Consider the following 20,945-nt stretch of genomic DNA (forward strand, 5'->3'; position numbering starts at 1 on the left):
TATCGAAGAATCGCTTCTTTGCATTTTGCTCACTATAGTGATACCTCAATAGCCAACTCGGTACAATCTGAATAGATCCACTCCGATGATCACCTTATTTACCAGCCCCTACTTCAGCCACTCTACGATTCTGGAAATGATGGATATCCGGACGCTCCAATCCTAGATGTTCACGAAGGGTACTCCCCGTATACTCAGTGCGGAACAAGCCGCGTGCTTGCAAGATGGGCACAACATGATCCACGAATTCATCCAAGTTGCCCGGCAGTACTGGTGGCATAATATTAAATCCATCGCAGCCGTACTCTTCGAACCACAATTGCATTAAATCTGCCAATTGTTCATAGGTTCCAACAAACTGCATATGTCCTCGTGCACCAAGCAAACGGCGGCCTAATTCTAATATCGATAATTTGTCCTTACGAGCCATATCCATAATCAGCTGAACCCGGCTTTTCATTCCATTTGATGCTTCTACTGGATCAGGAATCTCAGGCAGCTGTCCATCTACTGGGTATTCGGACAGGTCAAACCTCAACATGCCAGACAACATACCAACAACAGCGGCAGGAGGAATCAACTCCTGCAGTTCTTTATATTTACTTTGGGCTTCCTCTTCGGTCGCTCCAATGATCGGAGATAAGCCCGGCATAATTTTTAAGCTACCACGTTCACGGCCATAATCTGCTAATTTGGAATTGACGCTTTCATAGAAGGCCTTAGCCGCTTCAAGCGACTGCTGTGCCGTAAAGATCACCTCTCCAAAACTAGCTGCAAAATCTTGTCCTGGACCAGAAGATCCGGCTTGAATAAGTACAGGATACCCTTGAGGTGAGCGAGGAACATTGAGGGTTCCTTTTGTAGAATACCACTCCCCTTTGTATTCCACTTCTTTGATCTTCTTCGCGTCAGCAAATTGTCCCTCTTCGCGGTTGACGATTAAAGAGTCATCCTCCCAGCTGTCCCAGAGAAGCGTTGCCACCTCAACAAATTCACGTGCCATTTTATACCGAAGTCCGTGCTCTGGATGCTCCGGCTTCCCATAGTTATAAGCTTCCACATCAAGCTGGGAGGTGACAATATTCCAACCCGCTCGGCCTTCACTAATATGATCTAAAGAAGCAAATTTGCGAGCCACATTATAAGGTTCGTTATACGTGGTCGATACGGTAGCCGTTAATCCGAGTTTTTCTGTTTCTGTCGAAAGGGCTGACAACAGCGTCAATGGGTCCAGCATACCCGAAGCTGCTTGATCCGCACCCATCACATACAACAAATCCGCCAAAAACATCATATCGAACTTCCCACGCTCGGCGGTTTTTGCCAATTCGCGATAAAATTTATAATTGAAGATCTTATCCGCTCCCGATTCCGGATGACGCCAGCCATAATGATGATGTCCTGAATAATAAATAAATGCACCTAAATGTAGCTGATCTTTTCTGGTTCCCATAATGACCCTGCCTTTCGAATTCTAGAGTTCGTTAACCTTTGAATGTATCACGCCAATGCAGCCATCTTCTCTCCAGCAATCGAATTGCGGAATCCGAAAGTTTTCCTATCACTGCAAAGATTGAAATTCCAACGAATACTATATCTGTTTGCGAATAAGCTCTGGCATCCTGAATCATATAGCCTATCCCCGCACTTGTTCCCATCATCTCCGCTACGACGAGTACAAGCCACGATGCACCAAGTGATAAGCGAATACCAAGTAGAATATTAGGCATTGCAGCCGGAATAATCATTTTGCTAAGCAACTGCCATCTTGTATATTGGAAAATACGGGATACTTCAACAAGCTTGATATCAACATTACGAATTCCTAGGAAAGTGTTCAGATAAACTGGAAAAAAAGCACCTAATGAAATCATTAGTATTTTAGAAAATTCACCTACACCAAACCACAAAATGAATAACGGAATAAGGGCAAGTAATGGAATCGTCCGAAGCATCTGTAAAGATGGATCCAGTGTACGCTCTACCAACTTCCCAAGTCCTGTAGATAAGCCAAGCAGCAGTCCAGTAGCAGATCCCAATAAAAAGCCAAGCCCTGCCCGATAGGCGCTAATCCCCAGATGTCGAAACAGCTCACCGCTAGCTATTAAAGAAAAGAACTGCGCAATAATGGTAGATGGAGCAGGCAATGTCGTCGCAGAGACTAGATGGAGCGCAGCTGCCACTTCCCAAATCACCACTAGAGCTAGAGGTACAATCCAACCATGCAGTTTTTTTGGAATCCAGCTTAAACCATCGTCGTGACGCTCTATTTTATTACTGGATAGGTGATTGCTCATGATCCTTTATCTCCCCTATAACTGTCCTGCCATCTTAGCAATCTCGATTCCAACAGCTTCACTAATGAATCTGACAGTTTACCTACTACAGCAAACACGATGATCCCAACAAATACCACTGTGGTCAAAGAAAACGATCGCGCGTCATTGATTAGATAGCCAACACCTGAGCTAGAGCCCATCATCTCCGCTACGACAAGTCCAAGCCAAGCTATGCCCACAGACAAACGGATACCTAAAAAGATGTTGGGCAGTGAGGCTGGAATAATTAACTTACTCACCATCTGCCATTTACTGAATTGCAGTACTCTCCCAACATCAAACAACTTGTTGTCCACCGAACGGATTCCTAGAAATGTGTTCACGTATAATGGGAAAAATGAACCTTTGGCAATCAACAATATTTTTGAGGTTTCACCGAATCCGAACCACAAAATAAAAAGTGGAGCGATTGCTAAATGGGGCAGCGTGCGCAGCATTTGCAGCGACGGATCCAGCAAACGTTCTGTTTTGTATGAGAAGCCTACCCACAAACCCGCCGCTAAGCCAAGCCCTCCCCCTATTAAGAAACCAAGCAGTGCCCGCCAAGCAGATATGCCTAAATGTTTCGCCAGCTCACCGGACGCGGTCAAGCTAACCAGTTCCCGCCATATTTCACTTGGCCTTGGCAGCAATATAGGATTTAACTTTCCCATCGCTCCGGCTATCTCCCAAATCAGGAGTAAAGCAATTGGTAAGATAAGTCCAAGCAATACATTCGTCGTTTGGATGGAAAGTCCGCGCTTCTTTACTGGATTCTTCTTATGAATTAGTGGCGAGATCACAGCTTTTTCAGCACTGAATTGCATGTAAACAACCTCTTTTCTACATCTGTGGTTTCATCCGTTACTTCAAAGGTTCCTTCAGTGCTGCTTCAATATATTGATTGTCTGTTATTTTAGAAACTTCAATCTCTTTACGGATGTTCTTAATATTAAATTGAAAATCGGCTGTCTTCTGCAATTCTTCAACAACAGCATCGCTAATTGGAATGTTGATCATCTGGGAACGTTCAAACGTACCTTCGATTACCGCTGCCGGAATGTTCCGCTCAGCTGCATATCTTTCAGTCGCTTCAGCGCGATTATCTGTCTCCCAAGCTATAGCTTTGTTGGTTACTTTTAAATAAAGCGTAACTAGTTCTGGATATTTCTCTGCGAACGCTGAACGGGAGATCACAAAAGAAGGAGATAAGACACCCAATTGCTCACCATCCGTCAAAACCTTCCCTTTACCGGTCAATGCGTTAAGAGTAATATACGGATCCCATGTAGCCCATGCATCAACGCCACCGGTTTCAAATGCAGGTTGTGCTTCATCAGGCTGTAGCTGGATAATCTCAAAATCTGCTTCTTTAAGACCTGATTCCTCAATACCGCGATAAAGGAAGTTGTAAGCATTGCTGCCTTTTGTAACAGCTATCTTCTTGCCTTTCAGATCCTCCAGTTTCTGAGCAGTACTACTACCAGGTACAAGAAGAGCAACGTTATTCGTACCTTCTAATACTTGTGAGATAATCTTAATAGGAATACCCGCAGCTTGGGCTGCGATCACCGGCATGTTACCAAGAGTCGCTATGTCCAACTTATTAGAAGCGATCGCCTCTGTCATTGGGGGTCCACTTTGAAATTCCGTCCATTCTACTTTTACGCCCAGCTTATCAAATTCTTGCTCATACCATTTTTCCTCACGGGCTTTACCAAACATCCCCCCGCTGCCCTGCACGCCAATCTTAATGGTCACACCTTCATATTTGTTGGCGTCGTTCTTTCCCGCACTCTTTTCATTCGAAGCGCAGCCTGTTGCAAATACAGTCAAAACAAACATAAGAAGTAGTGAATTACGAAATAATTTCATGGATCATTTCTCCCCTTTTTATAAAAAAATGGACTCTCTTTATCTAGATACCAGCTCCAACATCGATTGCCGGTTCTTCTACTTTCTCAAACTCACTCAGAACCAGTCGACGTAATTCTTGGAATGAAGTACTGGATCTTTTTCGCGGAAACGGTAAATCGATGGGAAGAATATTGCGAATATGCCCAGGTCGGGGATTCATAATGACTACCCGCTCACCCAGGAATACAGCTTCATCCAGATCATGAGTCACAAATAACATAGTCGTCTTATTGCTCTGCCAAATATCAAGAAGTACCTCTTGCAGATGTGATCTAGTAAAAGCGTCTAGTGCGCCAAAAGGTTCATCGAGCAATAATACATCCGGATTACGGAGCAACGCCCTAGCAATAGATACTCGTTGGGCCATCCCGCCTGACAGCTCACGTGGATAGGATTTCTCAAAACCCTTTAATCGTACAAGTTCAATCAATTCATCTACTTTTTTGCGAACCTCTGGATTTTTAAACGATAAATTTGCTGCAATATTATGCTCCACCGTCAACCACGGAAAAAGTCTTGGTTCTTGAAAAATAAATCCCTTCTCAATACTCGGACCGTCGATCTGTTTGCCATTCAGTAGAACCGTGCCGCTATAGCTCGTATCCAATCCTGCCACAATTTTTAGCAAGGTACTTTTTCCGCAGCCGCTGGGACCTATAATCGTAATCAACTCGCCTTTTTTCACCTTCAGCTGAATATTGCTTAATGCGATAACATCACCTGCAGGCGCGGCGAATACTTTATTCAAATGTTCGATAACCAGTGTTTCCTCCGACACTCCATTCACCCTTTCCGATAAATTTAAACTAAACTATACTTATGTATTTAATAGGTATTCAGAGTAAAAAAATAATGAAATCCTCTGAAGAACCTTATCCGATTATTCAACTAGGTTTAATTTACATCATCTTATCAGTGACATTCCTCACATGTCAAACATTATTTGCCAAATGGGTGTATGTTTTGTGAAGTGGGGAGGTTTTGCGAATGGCAAGGACATGGTATTAGTTATAGTCGATAGGGATTTATCTAATTGGAGTTCAAAACTGCACAAAAAAATACCGCATATTTATTGGTTTTGGACCAATGAATAAGCAGTATTTTGAGGGCTGTTCACAACCGCCATCTCTTAAGGAACCTTATGCTAAATTCTGAAAATATCAGCATTGATAATAATTCCAGCTATTACTTTCTAAACGTTCTTTCATAATCTTCAAACCGTATTTTTCTAATTTGTTTACGATCCGTTGTTCTAACAATGATTCCTTCTGATTTGCCTGATGCGTCGATGCCTACTTGCGTGTTTTCGAATCTTTTTAAATAAGAATATGTACTCTCAAGAGAAGTTGGAAACTCGGAACCCTTTATGGTTTCAAGAAGTGGTGCAGACTGCAAATCAATACTTTCAATAAATCTCTTCTTCTCAATTTCATCATAAAATGGTTGATTTCCGTGATCACGCCACATCGCAATTTTCTCCTGCGATAACTCAAGAAGTCTATATAATTCATCCTTATTCAAGGAGAACACATCAAATACACGATACCCTTGAGTTTTTCTGTCAGAATAGTTCTTGGATGCTTTAGTTTTCCCTCCATAAGATTCCTGATAAATTACGGTTAATGCCCAGTCACCCTCAAGAAGGATATCTGCAATTACTTTTTCTGCTAACGGCTTAAGAAATTCCGCAATGTTCCCATAAGGATTACCGATTCTATCTCCTTTTGCATATAACAATTCTTCTCTGGAACCAATTAGATAATCAACTTCGTTATTATCATTTTTTAATAAAATGATCCTTGAATTTTCACCATCTACTTTTTCGCAAACAAAAACATCGTCTAATTCTGCGAAGCCTCTTGACTCCGTTAAAACATCATTTAACCGACCTCGTTCACCTAATTGATGATATGTAAGAATGCTTGGGTACTTTGTTAAAGAATTAATTTTCTTTAAATCCATAAACTATTCTCCCACTTTCAAATTCACTTTATATGACTCTTGTTCTTATAAACATAAACAAAGATAGCCAAGGAATATTTTACCACTGATTACGTGTTCACGTGTTATTCCTGATGGGATTGTCATAAAGAGTTCTCCTTATTTGTTTACCAATTTAACTTTGAAGATAAGTATCATCATAATCTACGTAATTACTTTGTTGATTACGCATGAAGGTTATACGCAAAGAAGGTTCTTATATGTATTTTCAAGTGATACTCATGTAATAGAAAATCAGCAAAATAAGAATATGTAAATAGTAGTAAACACCAATAAATCTTCTTTAATAATCTGATTCAAATATTGTTTCGTTTTTATCATTTGAGAAAATAATTTTTAATTGAGCAGTCGGATTCCAAATCCTACTATCTTTTATAATTAGATATTTTCCACCTGTATATTCATACTCACGAGTCTTACTGTCAATCACCACTGAAAATGTTTTAGCATCTTTTAAAACTTGCGTATTATTAATTACAAGGCCAATTGAACCTTTCTCTAAACCACCAATAGCTATCTCATCTCGTATCATAGCCGTAGATTTAGTATAGTCAGAAGCACTACGATAAATATAAATATAGGGCAAGCCTTAATAAATTCAAGCATGTACGTATCTAAAATAACAAAGGATTTACCCTACTAACTCCACTATAACATTAAATGGAATATTTTCCGCAGCTTATCTTCTACCAAGGCAATCAATTCCGAGTTGTAGCCATTAGGTATTTATAGGTTTTATGACCATGATTTATCAGTCTGTAAGATTGTATTATCAGATGATTTTGATACCTTTAATGCGAAATGATTGAAGTTGCTTGTAAACAATGTTACTCTATCAACGGTAAACTCAAAATCTGTACTCTTCAATACATCTTATAATAGTCACTATTTTTAGTTAAGAAAGGTAACACTATGATAAAAGTTGATAACTTATCCTTCGCATTCCCGCAAAAAGAACTATATAAAAACATTTCATTTACGCTTGAAGAAGCACAACATTGCGCTTTTATAGGAACAAGCGGCAGTGGTAAAAGTACACTGATCGATATACTGATGGATCCAGAAAAATATTTGTTCGAAGGCAAGCTAGAGATGGACCCCACCTGCAAAATTGGATATGTAAGTCAGTTTTCGCAACTAGACAAATCTAAAGAAACAACCGTTTTTGAATATATAGGAGAAGAATTTATTAAGATACAAAATGAAATAACAGCGATTCTCACTGAAATGGAAACATCATCAGATATTGATTCATTACTCGAAAAGTATCAATTAGCTCTAGATGCCTTTGATTTAATGGATGGAAATGATTTTGAAAGCAATATTAATAAGAAACTAAATTTAGCCAACCTCTTGAAGCTAAAAGATGTTAGGGTATCCGACCTAAGTGGTGGGGAATTCAAGCTTATTCAAGTGATGAAGGAAATGCTGACTAGCCCAGACTTAATGATTATGGATGAGCCCGATGTATTTTTAGATTTTGAAAACCTAAATGCACTTAAAAATCTGATTAATGCTCACAAAGGAATATTGCTAGTTGTTACGCATAACCGTTATCTATTGAATCATTGTTTTAACAAAATTATACACCTTGAAAACATGGAGATCCAAGAGTTCGATGGGCGATATATTGAGTATAACTTCTCATTACTTCAGACGAAAATTGAGTTACAAGAAATCGCAGTCGCTGAACAAGAAGAAATAGAGAGATACGATAACATTATTGATAATCTTAGAGCGATCGCAACCTATAATTCAGAAGCATCTAGAGGGAGAGCGTTAAAAGCTAGGGTTAAGTTTCAAGAAAGATTGGAAGCGCGAAAAATTAAAGCGCCATTCGTTGATATTAAGCAACCAAAAATCAGTTTTGGTGTGGACAATGAATTTGAAGAAGACATCACTGTTTTAAATGTGAATAATTATAGTGTTTCCTTTGATGAGTTGATTTTAGAAAATGTTAACTTTGAGATGAAACCTACAGATAAAGTAGCCCTTATCGGTCCAAACGGTACCGGGAAAACGACTTTACTCCGAGATATCTTTAAAAATAATCATGATTCAATTGAAATAAATGCTGATATTAAAGTGGCTTATCTTTCTCAGCTTCAAGACGAAGTGCTAAAGGATTCTAATACCATACTAGAAGACTTCATCGATGCTGGGTTTGCAACTTATGACGAGATTAGAGCACATCTTTCAAACTATGGCTTTGAAGGAGAAATTCTTACTCAAAAGATAGAATCTTTATCTGGTGGCGAAAAAAATATACTGCAATTGGCGAAAGTTTCTGCTAGCAAAGCAAACTTATTGCTTCTTGATGAACCGACAAGCCATTTAGACACCTATACACAAATCGCACTGGAGAAAGCCATTGAAGATTATAAAGGTGCAATTCTCATGATTTCTCATGATTTCTATTCTGTAGTAAATGGTATGGATTATGTACTAATCATTGACGAGAAGACGATTAGAAAAATGAGTATGCGAAAATTCAGAAAGATGATTTATGCAAGTCATTTTGATAAAGATTATTTAGAAAATGAACAAAATAAAAAAGCAGTTGAAATGAAAATAGAATTAGCTTTAAAAGACAATAATTTTGAACTTGCGAAAGGTATGGTTGACGAGCTAGAAGAGCTGATTAAGTTACTTTAAATTCCAACCTTCTGAATGAAATGATTACAAGAACGATGAAATAAAATGTTGGTGGAAAAGTATCCACATTAAAGACACTGATGAATAGATCTCAGTGTCTTTTTACTGCATTGATTTTATTGATAGCTCATGCCGCGGACAGTGGTCACTTATCAAAAAAATCTTTTTCAACACATTTTTTGCCAAACTTCTCTTCATCTCTCCGATTGATATAACTATAATGAAGCATCATGAGAAATTTTTATCAAAACAGTCTTTAGTCTCGCATTTAATTTTATACCATTGATAACCATAATCCGATAAGTTTGGTAGGATCAATAATTTGTTACCACAGCGGATACAATTATTTTCTGATAAATTTCCGTTCTTATAGTCCGCTAAGTAACCTTCTGCTAGTTCTACTTCCTTAATTATATTTTCTAGAGCAACATCGCTTATATCAAAAGGGGTCATATCTCCTCTATTTGCATAAATAGAGCGTGAAAAAGCTCCAAATCCACCAACCAGTTCGTGGTGATGGGTATTAATCCGTCCCCCACCTCTCTCAAATAATTTGATCATCGGTTCATATATATCTGGAAACTGTAATGCGATATTGTCGCGCGCATCAAGCAAAGAGCACCAGCGTAAATAATGTATACTTATTAATTTCATAAGCATAATATCAATTTTATTAAAATTCGGACACGTTTCTAAGAAAATGTCCCACTCATTTTCCTCCATCTTAAAACCTAATAACATATCCATACCTATGTATATACTTGCTGCTTCCTTAGAGATAAACTGCAAAAACACGCCGACTCTACGGTAATACTCTGCAATCAAATTAGCATCTGCTTCATATTCACCTCTAGATCTTACTTCTTCGTATCTTTTTTTTGAAATTCCAATGTATAAATTCGCATCAATATTCTTAATTCTTTCAACACCTGATTCGTAATAATTCATGAAGATTCCTCCGACTTAACTCACAAATGTAGTTCCCTATATCTGATAGAAGATTGGTTTATTTAACCAGCTCGCCCGATTGTTCCATGTCTGCTTGAGTTTCACCATTTATAAGATGGCTAATCTTTAAATAAAAACAAAACCCAATAAACCATTTAGGTTTATCGGGCGAGATTTAAAAAAGTTTATCGGCTTCAAAACAAGTTTATCGATTTTTATATACTGACTGAAAGTCGCTTCCAGCAACCCACAATCCCTTACCCCGCACTGCCCCTAACCCTTTCAACTAACCTTATGCTCAATCCGCAGCTTGTCGGCTACCATGGCAATAAATTCCGAGTTAGTAGGCTTAGATTTGGAGATATTAATCGTGTAGCCGAATAAATGGCTGATGGAGTCGATGTTGCCACGTGTCCAAGCGACTTCAATCGCATGGCGGATCGCGCGTTCTACGCGTGAAGGCGTGGTTTTGAACTTCTCAGCGATTGCTGGGTAGAGCGTCTTCGTAATCGCACCAAGGATCTCGATATTGTTATATACCATGGTGATCGCTTCACGCAGGTACTGATAGCCCTTGATATGCGCTGGGACACCGATTTCATGGATGATCGAGGTAATGTTAGCGTCGAGGTTCTTGCCCTTAGAGAGCGGCACTACATTCGATCTGGACGTCGACGAATAATTGTACATGTTGGAGGAGGAGCTCATGCTGCCTTGAGAGCCGACAAGCTGACGTACACGATTTGCCAGGACCTCCATATCGAACGGTTTCAAAATATAATAGGATGCACCAAGCTGTACAGCTCTTTGAGTGATGTTCTCCTGACCAAAAGCAGTCAGCATGATGATCTTCGGTTGAGGATTCAGATCCATATCACGTAGACGTTCCAATACACCTAGGCCGTCTAAATGCGGCATAATGATATCAAGAATAAGAACATCGGGAATTTTACGCGCTTCGCTAAGCATTTGAAGCACTTCTTCACCATTGTAGGCGATACCCGTTACGGTCATATCTTCTTGCTCAGAAATGTACTCGGAAAGCAAATTCGTAAATTCCCTGTTATCATCGGCCAACAACACTTCAATATTCTGCACTGGCTGCTTCCTCCTTAATTATATCTGCTATTCGAAAATAACATTTTTTTCTTGTCTCTTACGTTTTCGACATGGAGATCGAATTCCCTTCTGTCGAAAATTATTTTTCTTTATTTTTTTTCTGCGTTGGATTATAATTAAATATTTTATCTCAATGTTCGAGGTTCTTCGTAATCGTTCGACAAAAAATCTTAAGGCTAAACCGCCTTAAGATTTAATGAATACCTATTCTCCTGTTTGGTCACACCTGAATCTTGAAGCATCCATTCGATGAAGCATCCATAACCGGACTTAGGATCATTTACAAATACATGAGTTACGGCTCCGATGAGACGGCCATCCTGTACGATAGGACTTCCGCTCATGCCTTGAACGATACCGCCTGTCTTATCGATAAGACGTGGATCGGTGATCCGCAGCACCATTCCTTTAGTGGCTGGCGTTTGCTGATGTGCTACATGAATGATCTCAACCTTAAACCGCTCCACCTGCTGTCCGTCAACTACAGTTAGGATCTCAGCAGGACCTTCCTTGACTTGATCGCTCATCGCCACGGGGATAGGTTCTTTGTAAAGACTGTGCTCGGGATTGGAGCTCATTTTACCGAAGATGCCGAAGTCAGTATTGCTCTCCACATTTCCAAGCACTTGGCTTTCTTTCAAAAAATGCGCTCGTTTCTCGCCCGGATCGCCATCCTGGCTTTTGGATATGGAGGTGACACTGGACTGAACGATATGACCACTGCCTACAACAATTGGAGTACCGGTATTCATGTCTGTAATCACATGTCCCAAAGCTCCATATACACCTTGCTCTGGAGCATAAAAAGTTAATGTGCCAACACCCGCTGCTGAATCACGAATGTACAGGCCTAACCGCCACACTTTGTCATGAATGTCATACGCGGGCTTTAACTTAGCTGTATGCTCTTTACCTCCGCGTTTGAAGACAATGGTCAAGGGGTTATTCGCTTTACCAGCACGATCCACCAGCTTGGCCACCTTGGACAACTCGTCCAATTTCTCACCATTCATGGAGATCATCAGATCACCCGGCGCTAAACCGCTGACCTCTCCTGGGGAAAGCTTAGTTTTCTCGGATACTTCAATCAGATGATGACCAACAACCAAAACACCTGCTGATTTCACTTTCACACCGATCGTTTGACCTCCCGGGATCACCTTAAGCTCGGAATGAATTCCTTGTGCAGTCACCTTGGCTGGTTCACCTTGCAGTGGTGCAGCAGAACTTAGGTTTGTTCCCGTTATGCCCGATAAACTAAGAAAGAAGGCAAATAAAAGGCCTGGCATTAACTTCCTGAGGTTAGGCTTCAATGGCTGTCACGCTCCCTTTTGCTTCTTTCGCTTGACGAAAAAGGTGGTCGCCAATTGCGTACCTATAAGATAACCTTGCCCCCAGGCTTTTATTACTGTCAATCATTGCTCCGCTTAGCTTGTTGCAGCCTTACTTGCCTCGGCCAGATTAAGCATTTCCTGCGAGTGGTGCAATGTTTTTTCGGTAATTTCTACGCCACCCAGCATCCTGGCCAGCTCCATTACACGTCCATCGTTCGTTAGGGATTCCACTTCAGTCATGGTTCTTCCATCCTCAACCTTTTTGCGGATTAAGTACTGATGGTCAGCCATACAAGCCACCTGCGGCAAGTGAGTAATGGAGAACACCTGACAGGTAGAGGACAGCTTAAACAGCTTATCTGCGATGGACTGAGCAGCTCTGCCGCTGACACCAGTATCCACTTCGTCAAAAATTAGAACTGGAATTGCATCATGGCGCGCAAAAATACTTTTCATTGCCAGCATAATACGCGACAGCTCACCCCCAGAGGCAATTTTGCCAAGAGGTCTCAGGGGTTCGCCCGGGTTAGGGGATATCATAAATTCTGCGCTGTCTATCCCTTGTCTTGTGAGGCGAATACGCCGACCATTGTATTCGACTCCACGCGGGTCCTCCAGCCTGTCCAATTTGACCTGCAACGAGGTTCTTTCCATTTGAAGGTCTTTGAGCTCACCCTCCACTTGGGTGGCCAGATCAGCAGCACAAAGCTTTCGTGCTTCACTTAATTCCGTAGCTGCTTCCATTAATACAGACAGCAACGAATCGCGCTTCGCCGTCAGTTTCTCCAGATATTCATCTTTATTCTCAAGCAAATCAGTTTCCCGGTGAATTTGTTCATAATAAGCCAAAATCTGTTCTACACTTTCTCCATATTTACGTCGGAGTCCAGTGATCAAATCCAAACGATTCTCTATTTCTTCAAGTCGCATCGGATTGAACTCGATATTTTCCCGGTAATCACGAAGCTGAAAAGCAGCATCCTCTAGCTGGTAATATGAGGACTGCAGCTGTTCGAGCACTGTTCGCAGACCCTTCTCATCGTAACGAACTGCATCCTCAAGTCTGGAAATAACATTACCGATCGATTCCAAGCCTTGTCTGTCGTAAAGCAGCTCATATGCACCCGATACGGAATCCATCATTTTCTCACTGTGGGATAGTTTGACCCGTTCTTCGGTAAGTAATTCATCTTCTCCCGGTTTTAATCCGGCGGATGAAATTTCTTCAAGCTGAAAACGATATAAGTCAAGCATTTGGTATGCCTTCTGGCTGGATTCCTGCAGCTCTCGCAGCTCTTTCTCCACCTTCGCGAAGGCAGAATACCTTTCCTGAAAAACTGCCTTTAGCGGACCAATAATCGGTTCTCCGTATGTATCCAGCAGTCCCAGATGCCGTTCCGCCTTCAGCAAGTTCTGGTGCTCATGCTGGCCGTGTATATTAACCAGCTGCTCGCCGATCTCGCGAAGCATGGTAAGATTGACCATCTGCCCATTTACACGTGATGTACTTTTACCTTGAGAGGTAAGCTCGCGTCGTATAATAAGATGCTCCTCGCGCTGGGCCTCAATGCCAAGACGCTCCAAAGTCTCCCAAACGGGATGACCGCTGGGAAGACTGAAGAGCGCCTCCATCTCCGCTTTTTCACAACCATAACGAATGGAATCCGCAGAACCGCGGCCTCCAACAATCAATCCAAGCGCATCAATAATAATGGATTTACCTGCCCCGGTCTCCCCCGTAAGCACGTGGAAGCCAGGATAAAAATGCACATCTACCGCCTCAACGACGGCAAGATTGCGTATAGACAAGGTTTCTAACACTAATAGAGCACCTCCGAGAAGATGACAGGCATCTGATTAATTATAATTAAGAAATATAACCCATGATTTGTGAAATTACGGTCTTGCTGTCCTCAGGTAAACGGCAAATGATAAGGATTGTATCATCACCAGAAAGGGTTCCCATAATTTGCGGCCAGTCAATATTATCAATTAAAGCAGCGACAGAGTTAGCCGTACCTGGTAAACATTTCATCACCACAAGATTAGCCGAGGAATCGATCTGCACAAAATTATCCACAAGAACGCGCTTAAGCTTCTGAATGGGATTGTACCGTTGATCCGTTGGAAGTGAATATTTATATCTTCCATCATCCATGGGTACCTTGATGAGCAACAGCTCTTTTATATCTCGAGATACTGTGGCTTGAGTAACTTGAAAACCTGATTCCCGCAAGGCTTCCACAAGCTCGTCCTGTGTCTCGATATCCTTTTGTGTAATAATTTCACGAATCTTAATATGTCGTTGTCCCTTCATTGTTGCCTCCTGGTATATAAAAAATATGGACTCAGTTTGATTCTCCGTCGTCTTTGCCAAGCTTAATGACATGGATCGATGCTGTTGCTACATTAACATATAGAACGCCGCTGCATTCCGGATAGATCAGCAGGTAGGGAAGCAAGGTATCACGTAAGCCACTGCCAGTGAAATCCAAAGGCTTGCGTGGTCTGGAAAGGATAACTAAATATAACGAGCCTTCCTCTTTTGTCGCCACATAATCTATAAATAACCGGCTATACATCTGCGCCCCATTTACGTTGAAAGACAAGGGGATTTTTAATTTCCCTCCAACGACCTCATATCCTTCATCCTCAAGTATATCAATAGAGGGATGTGGAATAATCACTTTATTGAACGGAATCTGATCCTTCATAAAAGAACGCGGAGAACTCTGCAGCCATACATATATCCGATATATTATAAAAATCGATAATGCTACCCCAATAAACGCCATAACGACCTTGTCAGAGCTACCCGCCACTATCAATCACCTCGGTGATTTATTCGCGTGAAGCCCTGGTAAATCCTGCTTCTAAGCTGTCTTTTTACGAGCTTTCCGCATAATTGATATTATTCGCTAATTCAGCAATTTACAATTACAACAAGCACAGTAAATCTAAAAAAGATTCAAAATATAAAGACCCGGATTTTATACCGGGTCTTTATTTTAATAAATTCAATCCCTTTGAGCAAATCTGCTCCCTCAATCTTAACAGATGAAGAGGAATTTTCAAGGTTGAACTCTTCAGACTTCCCGCTCAAAAAAACACCCCGCTGACCATTTGAGGTTGACGGGGTGTTCATAAAGCTCTAACGGCGCGCGGAGTTTCCATGAGTAGAACTCACATTAAATGTACCCGTAGCCTGCTTAATCACTTCATCAGCAAGGGATGGAAAGTCCTCCACTGGAATGACTGCTGCAACAGCAGCTGCCGGCTGTACGGATGATTCTTCGCCTTCCGCCACTTCTGGCGTCAGTCTCCAATGAGCAAGAAACTCAATATTGCCTTCCCCGCCTGTAATTGGCGAAAAAGTCAATCCATGGAGACCGAATCCTAACTCTGCAGCCATAGTCAGTACATTAATCAAAACCTCTTTATGGACAGCGGAATCACGAATCACACCTGATTTTCCAACCTTCTCACGTCCAGCCTCAAATTGCGGCTTGATGAGTGCAGCGATATCTGCTGGACGTTGCAGCAAGGCTTTGAGGGGTGGGAGAATTATTTTTAAGGATATAAAAGATACATCAATACTGGCAAAGTCCGGAACAGGACCCTGCAAATCTGTAGGTGTCATATACCGGAAGTTCGTACGCTCCATAACGCTCACTCGCTCATCATTCCGCAGTGACCAATCCAGCTGGTTATAGCCAACATCAATGGCGTACACATGGCTAACACCATTCTGAAGCGCACAATCTGTGAAGCCGCCAGTGGAAGCACCAATGTCCAGCATGTTCCGACCGGTAAGATCAATATTAAATTGGCGAAGAGCCTTCTCCAGCTTTAGGCCTCCACGACTGACATACGGATGCACAGAGCCTTTAACCTTAAGGGTAGACTCCCGCGAGACCTTCATGCCAGCTTTTTCAATACGTTCCTCATCCGCGAGCACCAACCCTGCCATAATAGCAGCTTTAGCTTTCTCCCGGCTTTCATAAAAACCTTGCTCCACAAGCAGTACATCAATCCGTTCTTTACGGTGTTCCATGGTCATCTCCCGATCGTTCAAGGGTTACTAATTTCCGGCTTCCACTTAGGAAGACGAAGTCGTTTTGTAATTATAAGCACTTAGAGCCATCATGGACTTGATACGTGCACATAACGCTTCTACGGTAAGACCTGTTTGCTGACGTTGTTCTTTAATGGAGCCATGCTCCACGAAGATGTCGGGCACACCCATCAGATGTACACGAGCGTCATAAATTTCATGCTCCGCGTAGAATTCCAATACCGCACTGCCGAGACTTCCCGCTTGGCAAGCCTCTTCAATAACAACCATATTGGTTCCAGCATGAGCCAAATCAAGAAGCATGGAGTTATCAAGCGGCTTCAGGAAACGCGCATTCACAACACCCACCTGAATCCCTTCCCGCTTCAGCAAATCAGCGGCTTCTTCTGCCACTTGAACCATAGGACCACATGCCACTACAGCATATCCTTCTCCTGTACGCAGTCGTTCCCATGATCCTATAGGAAGGGTATGCAGTTCAGCGTCCATTGCCACACCTGTTCCGTTAATACGAGGATAGCGGTAAGCAATTGGACCGTCATTATATTCAAGTGCCGTCTTCATCATATGACGCAGCTCATTTTCGTCTTTTGGCATCATCATAACCATATTAGGGATATGGCGCATAAAAGCAACATCGTACACACCCTGATGAGTCTCACCATCCGCACCCACAAATCCAGCACGGTCAATGGCGAACATAACATTGGCGTTATGGCGGCAAATATCATGGACGATCTGATCATAGGCACGCTGCATGAAGGTAGAATACACGGCGTATACCGGCTTCATCCCTTCCATAGCCAAAGCTGCACACAAGGTTGCCGCATGCTGCTCTGCAATCCCGACGTCAATCATGCGATCCGGGAATTCCTTCGCAAAAGGAAACAACCCTGAACCGCCTGGCATCGCAGGGGTAACTGCAATCAGACGCGAATCTTCACGTCCCAGCTCAATCAGCGTACTGCCAAATACTTCGGTGTACATTGGAGGACCTACAGCTTTAAGTGCCTGACCTGACTCAATTTTGTAAGGGGAAATGGCATGCGATTTATAAAAATCAGTCTCCGCCGGTTTGTAGCCCTTGCCTTTGGTCGTCAGCACATGCACAAGCACAGGACCCGCCACGTTATCTGCTTGATGGAAGGTGTCGATCATTTTCTCCAGATCATGTCCATCCACTGGCCCAAGATACGTAAAGCCAAGCTCTTCAAACAATACTCCAGGAACCATCATATATTTAAGACTGTTTTTTAACTGTTCAGCGGTTTTCGCTAATCGTCCACCGATGGCAGGAATCTTCTTAAGCAGCCCTTCAACCTCGTCTTTGGCACGCAAATAATGACGGTCCGAACGAATTTTGCTTAAATAATTGTGCATCGCCCCTACATTCGGAGCAATCGACATTTCATTATCGTTCAAAATAACCATCAGCTTACGCTTCTCATGGCCAATGTGGTTAAGCGCTTCAAAAGCCATCCCGCCGGTAAGCGCACCGTCACCAATCACGGCAATCACCTTGTTGTCTTCGCCTTTTAGATCACGAGCCATAGCCATCCCCATCGCTGCCGACAAAGAGGTGCTGCTATGTCCAGCCTCCCAAACATCATGTTCGCTTTCAGAGCGCTTAACAAAGCCGCACAATCCCTGATATTTGCGCAGGGTATCAAAGCGATCTTGACGGCCGGTCAGTATTTTGTGGACATAGGCTTGGTGGCCAACGTCGTAGATCATTTTGTCACGAGGACTGTTGTAGCAATAATGTAAGGCCAGCGTGAGCTCCACCACCCCCAGATTAGAACCGAGGTGCCCGCCGGTTGCTGTAAGCTTCTCAATCAGAAATCGTCGAATCTCCTCTGCAAGAGTAGTTAATTCTTCGACTGACAGTGATTTCAGTTGTTGTGGATCATTTATTTGTGGAAGCAGCACGAATAGTTCCCCGCTTTCCTAGATGTTGTAAAATATATAAAAACCATTATAACACAAACGAAACGGCTGTCGAAATACAGCCGCTTCGAAAGTTCATACTTAGTGATCACGTGCCATTAAATAATCTGCAATTTCCAGCAGGCGCTGGTTGTCGTAAAAACCGCCATTCAGCACAGCATTTCGGGCTGCTTCTGTAAGCTTCTTCACCTCAGCACGAGATTCCTCCAACCCAATAAAATAAGGGTAGGTTACCTTCTGCTGCTTGATATCGCTGCCTGTTTTTTTACCAAGCTTGCCTTCATCACCAACCAAATCAAGAATATCATCCTGAATTTGAAAAGCGAGTCCGATGCTAGTGCCAAAATCACGCAGAGCTTCAAGCTGCTTCTCTGTTGCCCCTGCAATACGTCCGCCGGCTAACAGCGAAAAAATAATTAAATCTCCGGTTTTATGCAGATGAATATATTTCAGCTGCGCTAGATCTGTTAGTCCTTGCTCGCCTTCCATATCTGCAATCTGACCGCCGACCATGCCGCGTGGACCTGCCATTTCCGCCAGATCCTCTACTATGGATAAAACATTTTCAGCAGGAATGCCAAATTTACGCGAGGCTTGTACCACACTGTAAAAAGCATGGGTCAAAAGCGCATCACCCGCAAGAATAGCCGATGCTTCACCAAAGACTTTATGATTCGTCAGCTTGCCGCGCCGATAATCATCATTATCCATGGCAGGCAGATCATCATGAATCAACGAGTAGGTATGTACCATCTCAATCGCAGCAGCAACAGGCAAGGCCGCTTCTCGGCTGCCTCCCAGTGATTCACAAGCAGCGATCACAAGCAGCGGCCGGAGGCGTTTGCCTCCTGCCATTAGCGAATACTTCATCGCTTGCTGTAAATTTTCTGGAACCGTCCAAGCTGCGGGAAGAATAGTCTCAAGCTCATGTGAGAGCAAATCACTTATCGACGCGATGTAATCCTCCAGCGGCTGCCGCATGCTTTCACTTGCAGAGCTTCCCTCCAGATCATTCTCAAAGCGATTCATCGGCGTCCCCTTCCAGACGTGCACCAAACGGCTTTTTGCGCAGTTCTCCGTCCTCTTGGGTAATCATTTCGATCTTACGCTCTACTTGTTCCAGCTTGCTGCCGCAAAGCTGCGACAGCTTCATGCCCTGCTGAAATAAATCGATGGCCTTCTCCAGAGGAACGTCGCCGTGTTCAAGCTCACGAACGATTTCCTCCAGTCGGTCCATAGCGCCTTCAAAATCAAGTTCCGCTTCCTTCGTCATCGTCTTTGCCATCCTCCTTCATCCCCCATACTTGGCAGTTCAGCTGTCCGTCATTCATCTTTATCACCACAAGATCGCCAAGCTGTACTTCAGTCAGCGATTTGATTAAATGTTCTTCCGCCTCGTCATACACTAAGCTGTAGCCTCGTGACATTACTTTAAGCGGGCTAAGCGCATCCAAATGGCGGATCTCCGCCACATAGCGAGATCGCTTCTCCTGCAAACGAGCCTGCATAGCGCCCATTAACTCACGGCGCAGACTGTCTGTAAGCTGACGTGCTGCGGCAACACTATCGCGCGGATGGAACCGCTGCAGACTGTGATGCAGCACCGCCTTGCGCTCGCGGGAACGGCTGAGCCGTGCATCCGCCGAGCGCTGGAGCCGCACACGCAGCATGTCCAGCCGCTGCGTGTGCTGAATCAGCGTGCGGCGCGGGCCTGCCAGCGCCAGCGAGCGCTGCAGCACCGAGTGGCGCTCGCGTCCACGCTGGGCGCGTTGTTGCAGCGCCTGGCGCAGCCGCTGCTGCAGCTGGCGAAGCTGCGCAGCTAGCTCGCCGGCATGAGGCACGGCCAGCTCAGCGGCCGCTGTGGGCGTAGCCGCGCGGAGGTCGGCGGCGAAATCGGCAATCGTGAAATCGGTCTCGTGGCCGACGGCCGAGATGACCGGAATCCTTGATGCCGATATCGCTCGCGCGACTTCCTCCTCGTTGAACGCCCACAGCTCCTCCAGCGAACCGCCGCCGCGGCCGACGATAAGCACGTCGGCTTCACCCATGGCGTTCAGCGCACCAATCGCCTTCACTATCGAAGGCGCAGCGCCTTTGCCTTGCACCAGTACGGGATAGATTACAATAGCTACCTGCGGAAACCGCCGCTGAAGCGTAATTACAATATCTCGTACAGCTGCTCCTGTTGGGGAAGTAATCACACCAATACACTTCGGGAACCGCGGCAACGAACGCTTGCGAGCTTCTGCAAAAAGGCCTTCTTTTTCAAGGTTGCTCTTCAGCTGCTCATAGGCCAGATATAAACTGCCAATCCCATCAGGCTGCATATGTGTGGCGTAGAACTGATATTGCCCATCCCGTTCATAGACGGTCACATTACCTCTGGCAATTACCCGAGCGCCTTCCTTCGGAATAAAAGGCAGCCGCTGGTTATGAGAAGCAAACATAATCGCTTTAATGCGGCTGCTCTCGTCCTTAAGTGTAAAATACATATGCCCGCTGCCATGATGTGTAAAGTTGGATATCTCTCCGCGAATCCACACATCCGAAAGTAAATTATCCGAGTCTAGCTTCATGCGGATATAACGGTTGAGTTCTTTGATCGAATAAACCTGCCGCTCTGCCGCCATG

At 43.4% G+C, this 20,945-nt stretch carries 19 protein-coding genes; 1 reads left to right on the plus strand and 18 read right to left on the minus strand.

All coding sequences use genetic code 11. The features are described 5' to 3' along the window. Positions 1-94: 94 nt before the first annotated feature. From NST94_RS20935 to NST94_RS20965, 7 genes are all read right to left on the minus strand, one after another. Positions 95-1,453, minus strand: coding sequence for an LLM class flavin-dependent oxidoreductase (locus tag NST94_RS20935; RefSeq protein ID WP_076302722.1), 1,359 nt, complete (start codon positions 1,451-1,453; stop codon positions 95-97). A 31-nt stretch (positions 1,454-1,484) separates the two neighbouring features. Then, positions 1,485-2,297 carry an ABC transporter permease gene (locus NST94_RS20940; protein WP_076129474.1) on the minus strand — a complete coding sequence of 271 codons (813 nt, stop codon included), beginning with the start codon at positions 2,295-2,297 and terminating at the stop codon, positions 1,485-1,487. Further along, entirely contained in the window at positions 2,294-3,145 is an 852-nt protein-coding gene (locus tag NST94_RS20945; protein ID WP_076129473.1) for an ABC transporter permease, read from the minus strand. Before NST94_RS20945 ends, NST94_RS20940 begins: the two co-directional genes overlap by 4 nt. 37 nt (positions 3,146-3,182) lie before the next feature. Then, a complete protein-coding gene (locus NST94_RS20950; RefSeq protein ID WP_076129472.1) occupies positions 3,183-4,193 on the minus strand; it encodes an aliphatic sulfonate ABC transporter substrate-binding protein in 1,011 nt (336 codons plus the stop codon). 43 nt (positions 4,194-4,236) lie between these two features. Next, positions 4,237-5,013: an ABC transporter ATP-binding protein gene (locus tag NST94_RS20955; RefSeq protein WP_339281224.1), complete on the minus strand. Its 777-nt coding sequence runs from the start codon at positions 5,011-5,013 to the stop codon at positions 4,237-4,239. A 407-nt stretch (positions 5,014-5,420) separates the two neighbouring features. After that, entirely contained in the window at positions 5,421-6,197 is a 777-nt protein-coding gene (locus NST94_RS20960) for an RNA ligase family protein (RefSeq protein WP_339281225.1), read from the minus strand. A gap of 322 nt (positions 6,198-6,519) precedes the next feature. Beyond that, positions 6,520-6,768 carry a hypothetical protein gene (locus NST94_RS20965; protein WP_143765051.1) on the minus strand — a complete coding sequence of 83 codons (249 nt, stop codon included), beginning with the start codon at positions 6,766-6,768 and terminating at the stop codon, positions 6,520-6,522. A gap of 380 nt (positions 6,769-7,148) precedes the next feature. Here NST94_RS20965 and NST94_RS20970 point away from each other — a divergent pair, with 380 nt between their 5' ends. Then, the gene (locus tag NST94_RS20970; RefSeq protein ID WP_076129468.1) at positions 7,149-8,891 is read left to right on the plus strand and encodes an ATP-binding cassette domain-containing protein; all 1,743 of its coding nucleotides are present in this window, start codon (positions 7,149-7,151) and stop codon (positions 8,889-8,891) included. A gap of 228 nt (positions 8,892-9,119) precedes the next feature. Here the strand turns inward: NST94_RS20970 and NST94_RS20975 are convergent, their stop codons facing one another. The 11 genes from NST94_RS20975 to xseA form a co-directional block, all read right to left on the minus strand. Further along, positions 9,120-9,839 (minus strand): hypothetical protein, encoded by a 720-nt coding sequence (locus tag NST94_RS20975; RefSeq protein WP_076281391.1) that lies wholly within the window; start codon positions 9,837-9,839, stop codon positions 9,120-9,122. 282 nt (positions 9,840-10,121) lie between these two features. Further along, a complete protein-coding gene (gene spo0A, locus NST94_RS20980) occupies positions 10,122-10,937 on the minus strand; it encodes a sporulation transcription factor Spo0A (protein ID WP_036682806.1) in 816 nt (271 codons plus the stop codon). A 197-nt stretch (positions 10,938-11,134) separates the two neighbouring features. After that, complete coding sequence (gene spoIVB, locus NST94_RS20985; RefSeq protein WP_339281226.1) at positions 11,135-12,247, minus strand: SpoIVB peptidase; 1,113 nt, start codon at positions 12,245-12,247, stop codon at positions 11,135-11,137. 138 nt (positions 12,248-12,385) lie between these two features. After that, entirely contained in the window at positions 12,386-14,113 is a 1,728-nt protein-coding gene (gene recN / locus NST94_RS20990; protein ID WP_076129654.1) for a DNA repair protein RecN, read from the minus strand. 46 nt (positions 14,114-14,159) lie between these two features. Beyond that, a complete protein-coding gene (gene argR, locus NST94_RS20995; protein WP_036682813.1) occupies positions 14,160-14,609 on the minus strand; it encodes a transcriptional regulator ArgR in 450 nt (149 codons plus the stop codon). Between the two features lie 31 nt (positions 14,610-14,640). Beyond that, the gene (locus NST94_RS21000) at positions 14,641-15,114 is read right to left on the minus strand and encodes a hypothetical protein (RefSeq protein WP_232061423.1); all 474 of its coding nucleotides are present in this window, start codon (positions 15,112-15,114) and stop codon (positions 14,641-14,643) included. 329 nt (positions 15,115-15,443) lie between these two features. Then, positions 15,444-16,346 (minus strand): TlyA family RNA methyltransferase, encoded by a 903-nt coding sequence (locus tag NST94_RS21005; RefSeq protein ID WP_076129653.1) that lies wholly within the window; start codon positions 16,344-16,346, stop codon positions 15,444-15,446. 45 nt (positions 16,347-16,391) lie between these two features. Continuing rightward, complete coding sequence (gene dxs, locus NST94_RS21010) at positions 16,392-18,296, minus strand: 1-deoxy-D-xylulose-5-phosphate synthase (RefSeq protein WP_036682816.1); 1,905 nt, start codon at positions 18,294-18,296, stop codon at positions 16,392-16,394. A 99-nt stretch (positions 18,297-18,395) separates the two neighbouring features. Beyond that, positions 18,396-19,343 carry a polyprenyl synthetase family protein gene (locus NST94_RS21015; protein WP_076303986.1) on the minus strand — a complete coding sequence of 316 codons (948 nt, stop codon included), beginning with the start codon at positions 19,341-19,343 and terminating at the stop codon, positions 18,396-18,398. Continuing rightward, positions 19,330-19,587 (minus strand): exodeoxyribonuclease VII small subunit, encoded by a 258-nt coding sequence (xseB, locus tag NST94_RS21020; protein WP_036682818.1) that lies wholly within the window; start codon positions 19,585-19,587, stop codon positions 19,330-19,332. The genes NST94_RS21015 and xseB overlap by 14 nt, the downstream gene beginning before the upstream one ends. Continuing rightward, the gene (xseA, locus tag NST94_RS21025; protein WP_339281227.1) at positions 19,565-20,944 is read right to left on the minus strand and encodes an exodeoxyribonuclease VII large subunit; all 1,380 of its coding nucleotides are present in this window, start codon (positions 20,942-20,944) and stop codon (positions 19,565-19,567) included. The genes xseB and xseA overlap by 23 nt, the downstream gene beginning before the upstream one ends. Position 20,945 lies beyond the last annotated feature (1 nt).

The organism is Paenibacillus sp. FSL H8-0282 (assembly GCF_037963825.1).
In the GTDB taxonomy this organism is placed as follows: Bacteria; Bacillota; Bacilli; order Paenibacillales; family Paenibacillaceae; genus Paenibacillus_AQ; species Paenibacillus_AQ odorifer.